This window comes from Pseudomonas sp. IT-P171 (assembly GCF_949767765.1).
Classification (GTDB): Bacteria; Pseudomonadota; Gammaproteobacteria; order Pseudomonadales; family Pseudomonadaceae; genus Aquipseudomonas; species Aquipseudomonas fluorescens_B.
The window spans coordinates 210,660-227,672 of record NZ_CATKQN010000002.1; the positions used below are offsets into that span (position 1 = coordinate 210,660).

13 protein-coding genes are annotated in these 17,013 nt (G+C 59.4%); 12 read left to right on the forward strand and 1 reads right to left on the reverse strand.

Annotated features, from left to right (window positions below):
- Position 1: 1 nt before the first annotated feature.
- The 7 genes from ACM6I5_RS02110 (at position 2) to ACM6I5_RS02140 (ending at position 8,503) form a co-directional block, all read left to right on the forward strand.
- Entirely contained in the window at positions 2-1,252 is a 1,251-nt protein-coding gene (locus ACM6I5_RS02110) for a sarcosine oxidase subunit beta (protein ID WP_007947735.1), read from the forward strand.
- Between the two features lie 14 nt (positions 1,253-1,266).
- Positions 1,267-1,596 carry a sarcosine oxidase subunit delta gene (locus tag ACM6I5_RS02115; RefSeq protein ID WP_017341182.1) on the forward strand — a complete coding sequence of 110 codons (330 nt, stop codon included), beginning with the start codon at positions 1,267-1,269 and terminating at the stop codon, positions 1,594-1,596.
- Positions 1,593-4,610 (forward strand): sarcosine oxidase subunit alpha, encoded by a 3,018-nt coding sequence (locus ACM6I5_RS02120; RefSeq protein ID WP_017341181.1) that lies wholly within the window; start codon positions 1,593-1,595, stop codon positions 4,608-4,610. Before ACM6I5_RS02115 ends, ACM6I5_RS02120 begins: the two co-directional genes overlap by 4 nt.
- Positions 4,611-4,759: 149 nt before the next feature.
- Positions 4,760-5,392: a sarcosine oxidase subunit gamma gene (locus ACM6I5_RS02125; RefSeq protein WP_414883094.1), complete on the forward strand. Its 633-nt coding sequence runs from the start codon at positions 4,760-4,762 to the stop codon at positions 5,390-5,392.
- 200 nt (positions 5,393-5,592) lie between these two features.
- Positions 5,593-6,450 (forward strand): formyltetrahydrofolate deformylase, encoded by an 858-nt coding sequence (purU, locus tag ACM6I5_RS02130; RefSeq protein WP_017341179.1) that lies wholly within the window; start codon positions 5,593-5,595, stop codon positions 6,448-6,450.
- Between the two features lie 135 nt (positions 6,451-6,585).
- The gene (fdhA, locus tag ACM6I5_RS02135) at positions 6,586-7,785 is read left to right on the forward strand and encodes a formaldehyde dehydrogenase, glutathione-independent (protein WP_017341178.1); all 1,200 of its coding nucleotides are present in this window, start codon (positions 6,586-6,588) and stop codon (positions 7,783-7,785) included.
- A 169-nt stretch (positions 7,786-7,954) separates the two neighbouring features.
- Complete coding sequence (locus tag ACM6I5_RS02140; RefSeq protein WP_414883095.1) at positions 7,955-8,503, forward strand: DUF2780 domain-containing protein; 549 nt, start codon at positions 7,955-7,957, stop codon at positions 8,501-8,503.
- 1 nt (position 8,504) lies between these two features.
- Here the strand turns inward: ACM6I5_RS02140 and ACM6I5_RS02145 are convergent, their stop codons facing one another.
- Positions 8,505-9,392 (reverse strand): acyltransferase, encoded by an 888-nt coding sequence (locus tag ACM6I5_RS02145; RefSeq protein ID WP_414883096.1) that lies wholly within the window; start codon positions 9,390-9,392, stop codon positions 8,505-8,507.
- A gap of 249 nt (positions 9,393-9,641) precedes the next feature.
- Between ACM6I5_RS02145 and ACM6I5_RS02150 the strand changes: the two genes are divergently transcribed.
- The 5 genes from ACM6I5_RS02150 to ACM6I5_RS02170 all read left to right on the forward strand — a co-directional run bounded on the left by ACM6I5_RS02150 (position 9,642) and on the right by ACM6I5_RS02170 (position 16,715).
- Positions 9,642-10,145 carry an ATP-dependent zinc protease gene (locus ACM6I5_RS02150; protein ID WP_223413630.1) on the forward strand — a complete coding sequence of 168 codons (504 nt, stop codon included), beginning with the start codon at positions 9,642-9,644 and terminating at the stop codon, positions 10,143-10,145.
- Between the two features lie 74 nt (positions 10,146-10,219).
- Positions 10,220-10,900, forward strand: a complete 681-nt coding sequence (creB, locus tag ACM6I5_RS02155) for a two-component system response regulator CreB (RefSeq protein ID WP_414883097.1) — start codon at positions 10,220-10,222, stop codon at positions 10,898-10,900.
- Positions 10,900-12,327: a two-component system sensor histidine kinase CreC gene (gene creC / locus ACM6I5_RS02160; RefSeq protein ID WP_414883098.1), complete on the forward strand. Its 1,428-nt coding sequence runs from the start codon at positions 10,900-10,902 to the stop codon at positions 12,325-12,327. Before creB ends, creC begins: the two co-directional genes overlap by 1 nt.
- Positions 12,328-12,409: 82 nt before the next feature.
- On the forward strand, positions 12,410-13,780 hold the full coding sequence (gene creD / locus ACM6I5_RS02165) for a cell envelope integrity protein CreD (protein WP_414883099.1): 1,371 nt from the start codon (positions 12,410-12,412) through the stop codon (positions 13,778-13,780).
- Positions 13,781-13,916: 136 nt separating this feature from the next.
- Positions 13,917-16,715 (forward strand): RHS repeat-associated core domain-containing protein, encoded by a 2,799-nt coding sequence (locus ACM6I5_RS02170; RefSeq protein ID WP_414883100.1) that lies wholly within the window; start codon positions 13,917-13,919, stop codon positions 16,713-16,715.
- Positions 16,716-17,013 lie beyond the last annotated feature (298 nt).

Genomic DNA, 17,013 nt, shown 5'->3' on the forward strand with positions numbered 1-17,013 from the left:
TATGCAACGCTATTCGGGCTTCGGCCTCTTCAAACACTCCCTCAGCCATCACGAAAACTGGCAGAAGATGTGGCGCACACCGACCCCTAAAAAGGTCTATGACGTGGTCATCGTCGGCGGTGGCGGGCATGGTCTCGCCACGGCTTACTACCTGGCCAAGGAGCACGGCATCACCAACGTGGCCGTGGTCGAAAAAGGCTGGCTGGGCGGCGGTAACACCGCGCGCAACACCACCATCGTTCGCTCCAACTACCTGTGGGACGAGTCGGCTCACCTGTACGAACACGCAATGAAATTGTGGGAAGGCCTTTCCCAGGACCTGAACTACAACGTGATGTTCTCCCAGCGTGGCGTCTACAACCTGTGCCACACCCTGCAGGACATCCGTGATTCCGAGCGTCGGGTCAGCGCCAACCGCCTCAACGGCGTGGACGGTGAACTGCTCGATGCCAAGCAAGTGGCCGACGAGATCCCGTACCTCGACTGCTCGAAGAACACTCGCTACCCGGTGATGGGCGCAACCGTTCAGCGTCGCGGCGGCGTGGCCCGTCACGATGCCGTGGCGTGGGGCTTTGCCCGTGCCGCCGACGCACTGGGCGTGGACCTGATCCAGCAGACCGAGGTGATCGGCTTCCGCAAGGAAAACGGCGTGTGCATCGGTGTCGAAACCAACAAGGGCTTCATCGGCGCCAAGCGCGTCGGCGTGGTCACGGCCGGTAACTCCGGGCACATGGCCAAGCTGGCCGGTTTCCGTCTGCCGATCGAATCCCACCCGCTGCAAGCGTTGGTGTCCGAGCCGATCAAACCGATTATCGACAGCGTGATCATGTCCAACGCCGTGCACGGCTACATCAGCCAGTCCGACAAGGGCGACCTGGTGATCGGCGCCGGCATCGACGGCTACAACGGCTACGGCCAGCGTGGTTCGTACCCGGTGATCGAGCACACCATCCAGGCCATCGTCGAGATGTTCCCGGTGCTGTCCCGCGTACGCATGAACCGTCAGTGGGGCGGCATCGTCGACACCACGCCGGATGCCTGCCCGATCATTTCGAAAACCCCGGTCCCGAACATGTTCTTCAACTGCGGTTGGGGCACCGGTGGCTTCAAGGCCACACCTGGCTCGGGCAACGTGTTTGCCGCAAGCCTGGCCAAGGGTGAAATGCACCCATTGGCCGCACCTTTCTCCATCGACCGTTTCCACAACGGTGCGTTGATCGACGAACACGGCGCTGCTGCGGTTGCCCACTAACAGGAGAAATCCCCATGTTGCATATCTTCTGTCCTCACTGCGGCGAACTGCGCTCCGAAGAGGAATTCCACGCATCCGGCCAGGCGCACATCCCGCGTCCACTGGACCCGAACACCTGCACCGACGAGGAGTGGGGCGACTACATGTTCTTCCGCGACAACCCTCGCGGTCTGCACCATGAACTGTGGATTCACGCTGCCGGTTGCCGTCAGTACTTCAACGCCACCCGCGACACCGTGACCTACGAGATTCTCGAGACCTACAAGATCGGCACCAAGCCACAATTCACCGACAAGACCGATAGCCCGAAAGCGGCCACCACGGCTCTGGGAGAGAAGGTATGAGCCAGATCAATCGCCTGTCCAACGGCGGACGGATCGACCGCAACAAAGTGCTGAGCTTCACCTTCAACGGCCAGGTCTACAAAGGCTTTGAAGGCGATTCCCTGGCCGCAGCCCTGCTGGCCAACGGTGTCGACATCATCGGTCGCAGCTTCAAGTACTCCCGTCCGCGCGGCATCTTCGCTGCCGGCGCTGAAGAGCCGAACGCCGTGCTGCAGATTGGCGCGACCGAAGCCACGCAGATCCCGAACGTACGTGCCACGCAACAGGCGCTGTATCAAGGTCTGGTCGCCACCAGCACCAACGGCTGGCCAAGCGTGAACAACGACATGATGGGGATTCTCGGCAAGGTCGGCGGCAAGCTGATGCCTCCGGGCTTCTACTACAAAACCTTCATGTACCCGCAATCGTTCTGGATGACCTACGAGAAGTACATCCGTAAGGCCGCCGGCCTTGGCCGCTCGCCGACCGAGAACGATCCGGACACCTACGACTACATGAACCAGCACTGCGACGTGCTGATCGTCGGCGGTGGCCCTGCCGGCCTGGCCGCTGCACTGGCGGCTGCGCGCAGCGGTGCTCGCGTGATCCTCGCCGATGAGCAGGAAGAGTTCGGCGGCAGCCTGCTCGATTCCCGCGAAAGCCTCGACGGCAAGCCAGCCACCGAGTGGGTCGCCAGCGTCATCGCCGAGCTGAAGGACACCCCGGACGTGCTGCTGTTGCCGCGCGCCACGGTCAACGGTTACCACGACCATAACTTCCTGACCATTCACGAGCGCCTGACCGATCACCTCGGCGACCGCGCCCCGATCGGCCAGGTGCGTCAGCGCATCCACCGGGTTCGCGCCAAGCGCGTGGTCCTGGCGACCGGTGCTCACGAACGTCCACTGGTGTATGGCAACAACGACGTGCCGGGCAACATGCTCGCCGGCGCTGTCTCGACTTACGTGCGCCGTTACGGCGTGGCACCGGGCAAGAAACTGGTGCTGTCGACCAACAACGATCACGCCTACCGCGTTGCCCTGGATTGGCTCGATGCCAGCCTGCAAGTGGTGGCCATCGCCGACGCCCGTAGCAATCCGCGCGGTGCATTGGTTGAAGAAGCACGCGCCAAAGGCATTCGCATCCTGACCGGTAGCGCCGTGATCGAGGCCCGTGGCAGCAAGCACGTGACCGCCGCTCGCGTCGCCGCGATCGATGTCAAGGCGCACGCCGTGACCAGTCCTGGCGAATGGCTCGATTGCGATTTGATCGCCAGTTCCGGCGGTTACAGCCCGGTGGTTCACCTGGCGTCGCACTTGGGTGGCAAGCCGATCTGGCGTGAAGACATCCTCGGTTTCGTACCGGGCGAAGCACCGCAGAAACGCGTGTGCGTCGGTGGCATCAACGGCGTCTACGGCCTCGGCGATTCCCTGGCCGATGGTTTTGAAGGCGGCGCTCGCGCAGCCAGTGAAGCCGGTTTCAGCGTGGTCGAAGGTACTTTGCCGAAAGCCCTGAGCCGTCTGGAAGAGCCCACCCTGGCGCTGTTCCAGGTGCCGCACGAAAAGAACACCGCACGGGCGCCGAAGCAATTCGTCGACCTGCAAAACGACGTCACCGCTGCCGCCATCGAACTGGCGACCCGCGAAGGCTTCGAGTCGGTCGAGCACGTCAAACGCTATACCGCACTGGGCTTCGGTACTGACCAGGGCAAGCTCGGCAACGTCAACGGCCTGGCCATCGCCGCCCGTTCGTTGAACGTGACCATCCCGCAGATGGGCACCACCATGTTCCGTCCGAACTACACGCCGGTGACCTTCGGCGCCGTGGCCGGCCGTCACTGCGGGCACATCTTCGAACCTGTCCGCTTCACCGCGCTGCATCACTGGCACGTGAAGAATGGCGCCGAGTTCGAGGACGTCGGTCAGTGGAAACGTCCGTGGTACTTCCCGAAAAACGGTGAAGACATTCACGCCGCAGTGAAACGCGAATGCAAAGCCGTGCGCGACAGCGTCGGCCTGCTGGACGCCTCGACCCTCGGCAAGATCGACATTCAAGGCCCGGATGCGCGCGAGTTCCTCAACCGCATCTACACCAACGCCTGGACCAAGCTCGACGTGGGCAAGGCCCGTTACGGCCTGATGTGCAAAGAAGACGGCATGGTCTTCGACGACGGCGTCACCGCTTGCCTCGCCGACAACCACTTCGTGATGACCACCACCACCGGCGGCGCTGCACGCGTGCTGCAATGGCTGGAAATCTACCAACAGACCGAATGGCCAGACCTGAAGGTGTACTTCACTTCCGTGACGGATCACTGGGCAACCATGACCCTGTCCGGGCCGAACAGCCGCAAGCTGCTCAGCGAAGTCACCGACATCGACCTGAGCAACGAAGCCTTCCCGTTCATGACCTGGAAAGAAGGCCTGGTCGGCGGTGTGCCGGCGCGGGTGTTCCGGATTTCGTTTACCGGTGAGCTGTCGTACGAAGTCAACGTGCAGGCCGACTACGCCATGGGCGTGCTCGAGAAAATCGTCGAGGCCGGCAAACAGTACAACCTGACCCCGTACGGCACCGAAACCATGCACATCCTGCGGGCCGAGAAGGGCTTCATCATCGTCGGTCAGGACACCGACGGCTCGATGACCCCGGACGATTTGAACATGGGCTGGTGTGTCGGTCGCACCAAACCGTTCTCGTGGATCGGCTGGCGTGGCATGAACCGCGAAGACTGCGTGCGTGATCAACGTAAACAGCTGGTGGGCCTGAAGCCGATCGATCCGACCAAATGGCTGCCGGAAGGTGCGCAACTGGTGTTCAACACCAAGCAGACGATCCCGATGACGATGGTCGGTCACGTCACTTCCAGCTACCTGCACAACTCCCTGGGCTATTCGTTTGCCATGGGCGTAGTGAAAGGCGGTTTAAAGCGTATCGGCGAACGGGTGTTCGCACCGCTGGCGGATGGCAGCGTGATCGAGGCGGAAATCGTTTCTTCGGTGTTCTTCGATCCGAAAGGTGATCGCCAGAACATCTAGTGGCCTCGGGTCCTGTGGAGAGTCTGCTACCGCAATCGCTAGCAGACTAGCTCCCACCGGGGAACGCGGTTGAATGTGGGAGCTGGCCTGCTGGCGATGACGGCAGTGCAGCCACCACAGGAACCAACAGAATTCAGGAAAGGTGCTTTATGACCGTAGCCAACGTTTACCAACAACGCCCAACCACCGGGGCCAAGGCCGAGTCGTCGCTGCATCATGCCGACCTCGCCAGCCTGGTCGGCAAGGGTCGCAAAAACGCCGGCGTGATCGTGCGTGAGAAAAAACTCCTCGGCCACCTGACCATTCGTGGCGACGGCTACGATGCGGCGTTCAGTGCTGGCGTGCACAAGGCCCTTGGCATCGAATTGCCAGGCGCGCTGACGGTCATCGTCAAGGGTGAAACCAGCCTGCAATGGATGGGGCCGGATGAGTGGCTGTTGATCGTGCCGACTGGCGAAGAGTTCGCCGCCGAGCAGAAACTGCGTGAAGCGCTGGGCGATCTGCACATCCAGATCGTTAACGTCAGCGGTGGCCAGCAGATCCTCGAACTGAGCGGCCCTAACGTGCGCCAGGTGCTGATGAAATCCACCAGCTACGACGTACACCCGAACAGTTTCCCGGTCGGCAAGGCAGTGGGCACCGTGTTCGCCAAGTCGCAACTGGTGATCCGCCACACCGCCGAAGACACCTGGGAACTGCTGATCCGCCGCAGCTTCTCGGATTACTGGTGGTTGTGGCTGCAGGATGCAGCGGCCGAGTACGGCCTGAGCGTTCAGGCTTAATGATCGTTTGTGGTGATGGGCTTTGTGGCGAGGGGATTTATCCCCGTTGGGCTGCGCAGCAGCCCTGAAACCTCACAACTCGGTATCCCAGCCAAATTGAGTTGACTGGTTTTACGACTGCTTCGCAGCCGAACGGGGATAAATCCCCTCGCCACAGGGGTCTCTGCGACCACCTAATTTGTAGCAGGAGTCACCGCACTATGAGCCGCGCCCCAGACACATGGATTCTGACCGCCGACTGCCCCAGCGTCCTCGGCACCGTGGACGCGGTGACCCGATTTCTGTTCGAGCAGGGCTGCTACGTTACCGAGCACCATTCGTTCGATGACCGTCTCTCGGGTCGTTTCTTCATTCGCGTGGAATTCCGTCAACCCGACGGCTTTGACGAACAAGCCTTCCGCGCCGGGTTGGAAGAGCGTGGTAAAGCCTTCGGCATGATCTTCGAACTGACCCCGCCGAACTACCGGCCGAAAGTGGTGATCATGGTCTCCAAGGCCGATCACTGCCTCAACGATTTGCTCTACCGCCAGCGCATCGGCCAGTTGTCGATGGACGTCGCCGCCGTGATCTCCAACCATCCGGACCTCAAGCCGTTGGCCGACTGGCACCAGATTCCGTACTACCACTTCCCGCTCGACCCCAACGACAAGCCGTCGCAGGAGCGTCAGGTGTTGCAGGTGATCGAAGACTCCGGCGCCGAACTGGTGATCCTTGCGCGCTACATGCAGGTTTTGTCACCGGAGCTGTGCCGCAAGCTCGACGGCAAGGCGATCAACATCCATCACTCCCTGCTGCCGGGGTTCAAGGGCGCCAAGCCTTATCACCAGGCCTACAACAAAGGGGTGAAGCTGGTCGGCGCCACGGCGCACTACATCAACAACGACCTGGACGAGGGACCGATCATCGCCCAGGGCGTGGAGGTGGTGGATCACAGCCATTATCCGGAAGACCTGATCGCCAAGGGGCGGGATATCGAAGGGCTGACCCTGGCTCGCGCCGTGGGTTATCACATCGAACGACGGGTGTTTTTGAACGCCAATCGCACGGTCGTTCTGTAGATCGCCATCGCTAGCCTGCTAGCGATGAGGCCCTGACAAACAACACAAGACACACAGGCAACAACCAGAGCAATCAACGCGCCGCCGATCCGTGGCGACGCGACCGCTACATAAAAACAACAGCGAGGTGAAAGCATGTCTGGCAATCGTGGTGTGGTGTATCTCGGCGCTGGCAAGGTCGAAGTACAGAAAATCGACTATCCGAAAATGCAGGACCCGCGTGGCAGGAAGATTAATCACGCTGTCATCCTGCGCGTGGTTTCCACCAACATCTGTGGTTCCGACCAGCACATGGTGCGCGGCCGTACCACCGCTCAGACCGGTCTGGTGCTGGGCCACGAGATCACTGGCGAAGTGATCGAGAAGGGCAGCGACGTCGAAAACCTGCAAATCGGCGACCTGGTGTCCGTACCGTTCAACGTGGCTTGCGGGCGCTGCCGTTCCTGCAAGGAAATGCACACTGGCGTTTGCCTCAGCGTGAACCCGGCGCGTCCGGGCGGTGCTTACGGTTACGTCGACATGGGCGACTGGACCGGCGGCCAGGCTGAATACGCGATGGTGCCGTACGCCGACTTCAACCTGCTGAAACTGCCTGATCGCGATCGCGCGATGGAAAAAATCCGCGACCTGACCTGCCTCTCCGACATCCTGCCGACCGGTTACCACGGCGCAGTGACGGCCGGCGTTGGCCCGGGCAGCACCGTGTACATCGCCGGTGCCGGTCCGGTCGGTCTGGCGGCTGCCGCTTCCGCTCGCCTGTTGGGCGCGGCGGTGGTGATCATCGGCGACGTCAACACTGTTCGCCTGGCACACGCCAAGGCGCAGGGTTTCGAAATTGCCGACCTGTCCCTGGACACCCCGCTGCACGAACAGATCGCTGCGCTGCTGGGTGAACCCGAAGTGGATTGCGCCGTCGACGCCGTGGGCTTCGAAGCGCGCGGTCACGGCCATGACGGCGTGAAACACGAGGCTCCGGCCACCGTGCTCAACTCGCTGATGGGTGTAGTTCGGGTGGCTGGCAAAATCGGTATCCCTGGCCTGTACGTGACCGAAGATCCGGGTGCCGTGGACGCGGCCGCGAAAATGGGCAGCCTGAGCATTCGCTTCGGTCTGGGCTGGGCCAAGTCCCACAGCTTCCACACTGGCCAGACGCCGGTGATGAAGTACAACCGCCAGCTGATGCAGGCGATCATGTGGGATCGCATCAACATCGCCGAAGTGGTGGGCGTTCAGGTGATCAGCCTGGATCAGGCACCGCAAGGCTACGGCGAGTTCGATGCGGGCGTGCCGAAGAAGTTTGTGATCGATCCGCACAAGCTGTTCAGCGCGGCGTAAGGCTTCACGCAATACAGAACGGCGACCTTCGGGTCGCCGTTTTTGTTTGAGTCGACGAGCGGGTAGAAAATGGACGTGGCGCTGAGGAACATGCCGACGCAAGACCGGTCAAAACGGCAGCTTTTCCGCCTGTTACCGGGCGGTTTTCATGGCACAAGAGGATGTCTGGATGAAGATTTCACGCGGTTTTGCACTGGCATCGCTCATGACCCTGGGGGCCAGCCCGGTCTTTGCTCAGTTCAGCCTGAGCGATGCGGCCAATGCCATTTCCGGCATGAAGGGCGATAACGCTGCCACAGCGGCAGCGCCGACCTCTGAAACGGCAGGTCTGCTGGGTGCGCTCAGCCAATTGAACCTGACACCACAGCAAGTCGTTGGCGGCACCGGAGCGATGCTCGGTCTGGCCAAGAATCAATTGAGTTCGACCGACTACTCGGAACTGGCCAAGAGCGTTCCGGGCATCGACATGTTGTCCGGCGGTGGTGAACTGGGCGTCCTCGCCGGGTTGCTCGGTTCGAGCGGTAAGTCGGCCGGCCTGGATAACGCACTGGGCAACGTCAAGGACACCAACGACCTGAACAACGCGTTCAGCGCATTGGGCATGGACAGCGGCATGATCGGCCAGTTTGCCCCACTGATTCTGCAATACTTCGGTCAGCAGGGCGTGGGCGGTTCGCTGCTGCAGAGCCTGGGCGGAATCTGGGGCGCCGGCAGCTGATTCAGCGGCGCTCGGCGCGCAAGGCGTCGATGCGCCGGTCCTTCTCGATCCAGAGCTGGTTCACCCAGTTCTGGACGGTCTCGCGAAACGCCGCATCATTCTCGTAATCGCCCTGCCACAGCGCGGGGTCGAGTTCGCGGGTGTTGATGTCGATGATGACCCTCGGCACGTTGCCGCTGATCAAATCCCAGAACCCCGGGATCTTCTGCTGCGGATATACCACCGTCACATCGAGAATGGCGTCCAGCTGTTCACCCATCGCTGCCAGCACAAACGCCACGCCGCCAGCCTTGGGCTTGAGCAGATGCGTGAACGGTGACTGTTGCTGAGCGCTTTTTGCCGAGGTGTAGCGGGTGCCTTCGAGGTAATTGACCACGGTCACCGGCTGGCGCTTGAACAGCTCGCACGCCGCTTTGGTAATCTCCAGATCCTTGCCCGCCAGCGTCGGGTTTTTCGCCAGAAAGGCCTTGGTGTAGCGCTTCATGAACGGGTAATCCAGCGCCCACCACGCCAGGCCCAAGAACGGTACCCAGATCAGTTCTTTCTTGAGGAAGAATTTGAAAAACGGCGTGCGCCGGTTGAGTGTCTGGATCAGCGCCGGGATATCGACCCAGGATTGATGGTTGCTGATGACCAGATAAGAGGTGTCGCGGCGCAAGTCATCGCCGCCGCGAATGTCCCACTGCGTGGGGATGCACAGACGGAAGATCAGCTTGTCGATCTCGGCCCAGGTCTCGGCGATCCACATCACCGCTGTTGATGCGTAATCACGCCAGCGGCCGGGCAGGACCAGTTTGAACAGGGCAAACACCATCAGTGGCCCGAACAGGACCAGGGTGTTGAGTAACAGCAGCAGGGTAACGAAACAGCCGGTGAGCAGGCGGCGCATAAGTAACTCTTGAAAGCGTTTGGGCGCGCCATGATAAGCAGCTTCGGGCGACAGGCCAAATCGGCGGTGACGAATGTTTCACCTTCTTGGCCGTATGCTTGCGGCTTTGTGAGAGCACTTGCTCGCTTCGCAGCCCAGCGGGAGCAAGCTCCCTCGCCACAGAAGTGTGTGGTCGTCCAACTATCGTTGTTTTTTGCGGTCTAGAATTCGGACTCTGCGCTCCTATTTTCAAAAAAGGACATCCATCACGTGAAATCCCTCCTTGCCCTGCTTTCCCTCGTGGCCCTGCCGGTCCTGGCCGCCGAGCCGACCCTGTACGGGCGCTACGAATACATTGCGCTGCCGGAAATCGGCGGCGAAGTCCTCAAGGCGAAAATGGACACTGGCGCCCTGACCGCATCGCTGTCGGCCAAGGACATCGAAACCTTCACCCGCGACGGCGATGAGTGGGTGCGTTTCCGCCTCGCGACCAAAGACGCCAGCAACAAGGTCTACGAGCACAAGGTCGCGCGGATCAGCAAGATCAAGACCCGCTCCGAAGAAGACGAGGATGAAGATGTCGCGGCGCCCACCAAACGTCCGGTGGTCGATCTGGAACTGTGCCTGGGTAACGTCAAGCGCACCGTCGAGGTCAACCTGACCGACCGCAGCAGCTTCAACTACCCGCTGCTGATCGGCGCCAAAGCCCTGCGTGAATTTGGCGCGGCAGTGAACCCGGCGCGACGTTTCACTGCCGACAAGCCCGACTGCTGATTTCAAGTGGTCTCATTGACGTAAGGTGAGGCTTGGGGCACCGTTCGCCCACCCAACTGCCGGGCTCGGACGCCATGCCTCATATCCTGATTGTCGAAGACGAAGCGGCGATTGCCGACACCCTGATTTTCGCCTTGCAGGGCGAAGGGTTCACCACCACCTGGCTGAGCCTGGGTGCCGCCGCGCTGGAGCTTCAGCGGCAGACCCCGGCCGATCTGATCATTCTGGACATTGGCCTGCCCGACATCAGTGGCTTCGAAACCTGCAAGCAACTGCGGCGTTTCAGCGAGGTGCCGGTGATTTTCCTCAGTGCCCGCGATGCGGAAATCGATCGGGTCGTGGGCCTGGAAATCGGTGCCGACGATTACGTGGTCAAGCCGTTCAGCCCACGGGAAGTGGCGGCGCGCGTGCGGGCCATCCTCAAGCGCATGGCGCCACGTGCGGTGGCCGAGGTCGCACCGACACTGTTTCGCATCGACAGCGAGCGCGTTCAGATCAGCTATCGCGGCCAGTTGCTGACCCTGACTCGCCACGAGTTCCGTCTGCTGCAATGCCTGCTCGAACAACCTGAGCGCGTCTTCAGCCGCGAGCAATTGCTCGATGCGCTGGGCGTCGCCGCCGATGCCGGGTACGAGCGCAGCGTCGACAGCCACATCAAGAGCGTGCGCGCCAAATTGCGCCAGGTGAAGGCCGGCGCCGAGCCGATCCAGACCCATCGCGGCCTCGGCTACAGCTACAGCCCGGGCCACAGCTGATGCCATTGGGGATCCGGATTTTCCTGGTGTATGTGCTGTTCATCGGCCTGACGGGTTACTTCGTGCTCAGCACGGTGATGGAAGAAATCCGCCCCGGCGTACGTCAGTCCACCGAAGAAACCCTGGTCGACACCGCCAACCTGATGGCCGAAATCCTGCGCGACGACTTCAAGGCCGGCACGCTCAACCAGAACCGCTGGCCGGAACTGCTCAGGGCCTATGGCGAGCGGCAGCCAAACGCCAGTATCTGGGGGCTGCCGAAGAATCAGGTCAACCACCGGATCTACGTCACTGACGCTAAGGGCATCGTGGTCCTGGACTCCAGCGGTGTGGCGGTAGGCCAGGATTACTCGCGATGGAACGATGTTTTGCTGACCCTGCGCGGCGAGTACGGCGCTCGCTCCAGTCGCAGCGACCCGAACGATGCCAGCTCTTCGGTGATGCACGTTGGTGCGCCGATTCGCGATAACGGCCGGATCATTGGCGTGGTCACCGTGGCCAAACCCAACAGCTCGTTGCAGCCTTACGTCGATCGCACGGAGCGTCGATTGCTCGCGTATGGCGCCGGGCTGATCGGCCTCGGTCTGTTGTTCGGCGCGCTGCTGTCGTGGTGGCTGAGCGCAGCGTTGCGGCGCTTGACCGCTTATGCGAAAGCCGTGAGTGAAGGCCGACGGGTCGAGGTTCCGCATTATCGCGGCGGCGAAATGGAGCAACTGGCGACCGCCGTGGAGCAGATGCGCACGCAGCTCGAAGGCAAAGCCTACGTCGAGCGTTATGTGCACACGCTGACCCATGAACTGAAAAGCCCGCTGGCGGCGATTCGTGGCGCAGCGGAGTTGCTGCAGGGCGAGATGCCGTTGGCTCAACAACAGCGTTTCGTCAGCAACATCGACAGTGAAAGCGTGCGGATGCAGCAGTTGATCGAGCGGCTGTTGAATCTGGCTCAGGTCGAGCAGCGCCAAGGGCTGGAAGAGCGAGTGGCCGTGCCGTTGGCGGGGCTGGTCAATGAGTTGCTGAATGCCCAGGCCGCGCGTATCGAAGGCAAGCAGTTGCGGGTGGAACAGGCGATTCCAGCAGATCTGGCGATCACTGGCGAGCCGTTTCTATTGCGTCAGGCGCTGGGCAATCTGCTGGAAAATGCGTTGGATTTCACGCCGGTGAAGGGTGTGCTGCGATTCAGCGCGAAGCAGATCGGAGAGCAGATTGAATTCAGACTGTTCAACCAGGCCGAGGCCATTCCCGACTACGCGTTGCCGCGATTGAGTGAGCGTTTCTATTCCTTGCCGCGTCCGGAGAGCGGGCGCAAGAGCACCGGACTTGGGCTCAACTTCGTTGAAGAAGTGGTGAAGTTGCATGGTGGGGCATTGCACGTCGGCAATGTCCAAGACGGGGTTGAAGTGACTCTGCATTTGCCTTCAGACCGCTAAAGATCACAAAGTCTCCACATTCCCCCCACAAAACCCCCACACACCAATCCCAGACTCTTCCCATCCAAACAGGGAGAGTCCCATGAACCGAAATCTGACCTTAAAACTCGGGGCCATTGCCCTGCTGATTCTGTTGTTGCTGATCCCGTTGCTGATGATCAACGGCGTGATCCAGGACCGTCAGCAACTGCGCGACGGTGTGCTCGAAGACATCGCGCGCAGCTCCAGCTACAGCCAGCGGCTGAGCGGACCATTGATGGTGGTGCCCTATCGCAAAGTGGTGCGCACCTGGAAACTCAACGAAAAAACCAACGAGCGTTACCAGGAAGTCGGAGAAGAACGCGGTCGTTTGTATTTCCTGCCGGAGCGTTTCGAGCTCGACGGACAGGTCCAGACCGAACTGCGTTCCCGGGGTATTTACGAGGCGCGCTTGTTCCACGCCGACAACCGCATCAGCGGGCACTTCTCGGTTCCGGCGCAACTGGGCATCAAGGAAGACTTCGCGGATTACCAGTTCTACCTGCCGTTTCTCGCGGTCGGGATCAGCGATATTCGTGGCATCGAGAATGCGTTGAAACTGGAACTCAATGACCTGCGCCTGGACTTCGTGCCGGGCAGTCAGGTGGGCTGGCTGGGCGAGGGCGTGCATGTGACGTTGCCAGCGCTGAACACCACGCAACCCACAGAACTAGCCTTCGGTTTCGACCTGCGTTTGCAAGGCACCGGTCAACTGCAAATCCTCCCGGTGGGCAAGACGAGCAAGGTGTCGCTGGCCGCCAACTGGCCGCATCCGAGCTTCATCGGCAACTACCTGCCGGCCCAGCGCGAAGTCTCCGATCAGGGCTTTACGGCCAACTGGCAGACGACGTTCTTCTCCACCAACCTGCAAGAAGCCCTGAGCAGTTGCGTATCCGGCAACGACTGTGACGCGTTCAACGGGCGCAGCTTTGGCGTGAGCTTCATCGACCCCGTGGACCAGTATTTGAAAAGCGATCGAGCGATCAAATATGCACTCCTGTTCATCGTCCTGACCTTCGCCGGTTTCTTCCTCTTCGAAGTCCTGAAAAGCCTGGCCGTGCACCCGGTGCAATACGCGCTGGTGGGCGTGGCACTGGCATTTTTCTACCTGTTGTTACTGTCGTTGTCCGAACACATCGGCTTTGCCCTGGCGTATCTGTTGTCGGCCAGCGGTTGTGTGTTGTTGATCGGCTTCTATGTCTGCCACGTGCTGCGCAGCGTGCGTCACGGCTTGAGTTTTTCGGCGGGATTGGCCGCGTTGTACGGCTTGCTCTACGGCTTGTTGAGTGCCGAAGATTACGCGCTGCTGATGGGCTCGTTGCTGCTGTTCGGCTTGCTCGGCGTGTTCATGGTGCTGACACGGAAACTGGACTGGTACGGGATCGGGCAGAAAGCCGCCAAGCCGCTGGCGTTTGATATCGGGGTGGTGGAATGAGCCGGTCGTTGGGGTTGCGTGAGGATCAGCGGGTGGGTGCAGACTTGGCTGCGCGAATTGCCGAGTTGTTTCAGGAAACAGGTGAACTGCGGCAGGTTGGTCTAACCTCGAACAATTGCGTATCGAGAGTCTGGACATGGAACCCGGCCACGCCTTACATCGAAATACACCGAAGCTGGCAGTGGTCGACCCTCGTGGATTGGCCGTCGCCTCTGTTGCCTACTATCGCAAGACCAGCGCTGATGCGAGCCCCGAGCCGCGTGTGACGCGTGAGACGTTTGATGTGGCGGGGCGATCGGTGGCGAATTGGGATGCGCGCTTGGGTTCGGGCAGCACGCCGATCGCTTCGCTGACCATCGTTCCCGCTTTCTCGGGCAAACCGGTATTGACGGTCAGCGTCGATGCGGGTTGGCGGCTGGCCTTGCAGGACGAAGCTGGCCAGGTTCGTCAGAATTGGGATGGCGCGGGTAACACAACGTGGTTTGACTACGACTTGATGGGCAGGCCGTTGATTGTCGAGCAAGCGTCCGTCAATGCCGCCTCGCAATGTGTGGAGCGCTTGTATTACGGAGCTGCCGAACCTGACGTTAGCGATCGAAACCAGTGTGGTCGATTGATTCGTCATGCCGACGCAGCCGGTAGGCGGGAGGTGCATGATTTCAGCCTGCAAGGCGAACCGCTTACGGAGTCGCGGCGCTTCCTGGCAGAACTTGATCATCCGGGTTGGCCTGTGGCCGAGAACCAACAAAACGCCTTGCTCGAACAGGGCGAAGATAAAACCTACCGCACCCATTGGCACTATGGTGCTTCGGGCGAAATGCTTGAGCAAATTGATGCGGCAGGGCATTCACGCCGTTACGCCTACACCGTGTCGGGGCAGCTGCAGAGCACTTGGCTGAAGGTTGCGGGCAAGTTAGAGCAATTGTTGGTCAGCGACATCGCCTACAACGCGTTCGGCCAGGTTGAGCGTGAAACCGCGGGCAATGGTGTCAGCTGTTCCAGTGTTTACGATCCTGCCGATGGAAGACTGCGGCAGTTGCTCGCCATCAAAGGTGAGCGGTGCCTTCAGGACTTTCGTTACGACTATGACGCCATGGGCAATATCCTCTGTATGGCTGATCAATCCCAGCCTGTCAGCTGGTTTGCCAATCAGCGTGTCGACCCCATCAATCGCTATGGTTACGACTCGCTATATCAATTGATCAGCGCTACTGGGCGTGAAGTGGCGTCAGCCATCAATGGCCCGGCGCGGCCTGAACTGATTGAACCTCCTGATCCCGCTCGACTGCAAAACTACAGTCAGAGTTGGTGTTATGACGCGGGCGGCAATCTGCTCGAACAGCGCCACAGCAATAAACCAACGCACTTCATGGTCATCGACACAGGCAGCAATCGAGGGCTGACTCGGGTTGAGGGGCAGGTCCCGGATTTTGATGCGGGCTTCGATGGCAACGGCAATCTCAAATTCCTGACGCCGGGGCAACTAATGCGCTGGACGGCGCGCAATGAGCTTCGCGAAGTCGTTCTGGTGAGCCGCCCAGAGGGTCGCAGCGACAGTGAACGTTATATCTATGACGGTGCCGGTATGCGTGTGCGCAAAGTACGCAATGCGCTGGCATTGAGTGTCTCCCGAATAGCGGATGTGCGTTATTTGCCGGGTCTGGAGATCCGCACCGATGGCGCGGACAGTCCCGGCGAAGTTTTGCAGGTGCTGAATGTTCAGGCAGGACGCAGCAATGTTCGCCTCCTGCACTGGGTGCACGGCCAGCCGGATGATCAATTGCGTTACAGTCTTGATGATCATTTGGGTAGCAGCACATTGGAGTTGGATGGCCGAGGTGACCTGATCAGTTACGAAGGATACTACCCATACGGCGGGACAGCCTGGTGGATGGGGCGCTCTAAAGTTGAAGTGAAATATAAATTTTTGCGTTATTCGGGCAAGGAGCTGGATGCGACGGGGCTTTACTATTATGGGTTTCGATATTACGCACCTTGGTTGGGACGTTGGTTAACCCCTGATCCGGCGTGGGCTATCGATGGATTGAATTTCTATAGGATGGCGCTTAATAATCCAGTGACTCATCGGGATGAGTTTGGGCTTTATTCAGGTAAGGGCGATGCTTTTGAACGTTACGTAGAAGACGACGGTTACACCATTGTTGCGCGTGGTCGATATAAATTATCTTCTCGAGAGAATGCACATGTCGAACGTGCCTTAGGTGTAGCTCAGACCGTTGTAATTGAAGCGATTCAAGAGTTGAAAAGTGGTTTGGCAATGGACTCAAGGCTCGACGATGTTTATGGTCCTGGAGTCGGTGAGAAATTTAAACCAACACTGATAGCTTGGTTTGAAACGCTTAAAGATGAAATGATTTCTTACAGGTCTGGAAGTAAAAAAGATCAGTTTGTTTTTTTGAATTCTGCAAAAAAAGACGTGGCGTTTGTGTACAAGATGGATCCGGAAAAGAGGATTTTTATTAATGGTCAGGCGGGTAGTGATGATAGGTCCTTGGTTGGTTTGGTACAAATATTGATTCATGAGGTTTCTCATTTAGCGCTTAATACACACGATTTTTTTTATTATGAAAGGACTTTCTCGGATAAAATTCCAGACTTGGTTAAAGATCTTAAATCCAGAGTGGAGATTGCTGGTAAAGGATTGCAAGGCACTGATAGAGTAATGGTAAGTAATCTGTTAAGTGGTTATCACGAGAAAAAAATTAGCGATGATGAGTTGATAGGGATGTTTGGTACTAATAATCTCAATCAAATAAATAATGATATTTTAGGCAATCCTGACTATCGGTCCCAAGCACTGATTTACAATGCAGATTCTTTGGCGTTCGCAGCCTTGTACATTGGCACTTCGGCACTCGGTCGTTTCCTTAATCGGACCAAAAGCCCTGCACGTTCGCCAGTACCGGAGTATTGATTTCATTGGCCATTAGAGTGATCAAGGGAGCTTGCCGCCAAGCGGAGCCGTGCATTTGGTTTGTTCGCATTGTTTAAGTCTGCGGCCGGGTTTCCACCATCGAAGGCCGCTGATTCACCTCGAAATACCAGTTCGCCGCTTCGAATTCACGTCGCACCACCCCAGAACCGGATGGCGCAGGTCGCCATCGAGCCGTTTGTCCAAGTGTTTTTCCAGTCGCGACGGTAGCTCAAAGACATCCCACGCCTGGCTGCGCGGATCGCCGGATTGTTCCAGGAATCAGGCGAACTGCGGCAGG

Coding starts and splice junctions, on each gene's coding strand:
- ACM6I5_RS02110 (WP_007947735.1), top strand. CDS start 2: ATGCAACGCTATTCGGGCTTCGGCCTCTTCAAACACTCCCTCAGCCAT.
- ACM6I5_RS02115 (WP_017341182.1), top strand. CDS start 1,267: ATGTTGCATATCTTCTGTCCTCACTGCGGCGAACTGCGCTCCGAAGAG.
- ACM6I5_RS02120 (WP_017341181.1), top strand. CDS start 1,593: ATGAGCCAGATCAATCGCCTGTCCAACGGCGGACGGATCGACCGCAAC.
- ACM6I5_RS02125 (WP_414883094.1), top strand. CDS start 4,760: ATGACCGTAGCCAACGTTTACCAACAACGCCCAACCACCGGGGCCAAG.
- purU (WP_017341179.1), top strand. CDS start 5,593: ATGAGCCGCGCCCCAGACACATGGATTCTGACCGCCGACTGCCCCAGC.
- fdhA (WP_017341178.1), top strand. CDS start 6,586: ATGTCTGGCAATCGTGGTGTGGTGTATCTCGGCGCTGGCAAGGTCGAA.
- ACM6I5_RS02140 (WP_414883095.1), top strand. CDS start 7,955: ATGAAGATTTCACGCGGTTTTGCACTGGCATCGCTCATGACCCTGGGG.
- ACM6I5_RS02145 (WP_414883096.1), bottom strand. CDS start 9,392: ATGCGCCGCCTGCTCACCGGCTGTTTCGTTACCCTGCTGCTGTTACTC.
- creB (WP_414883097.1), top strand. CDS start 10,220: ATGCCTCATATCCTGATTGTCGAAGACGAAGCGGCGATTGCCGACACC.
- creC (WP_414883098.1), top strand. CDS start 10,900: ATGCCATTGGGGATCCGGATTTTCCTGGTGTATGTGCTGTTCATCGGC.
- creD (WP_414883099.1), top strand. CDS start 12,410: ATGAACCGAAATCTGACCTTAAAACTCGGGGCCATTGCCCTGCTGATT.
- ACM6I5_RS02170 (WP_414883100.1), top strand. CDS start 13,917: ATGGAACCCGGCCACGCCTTACATCGAAATACACCGAAGCTGGCAGTG.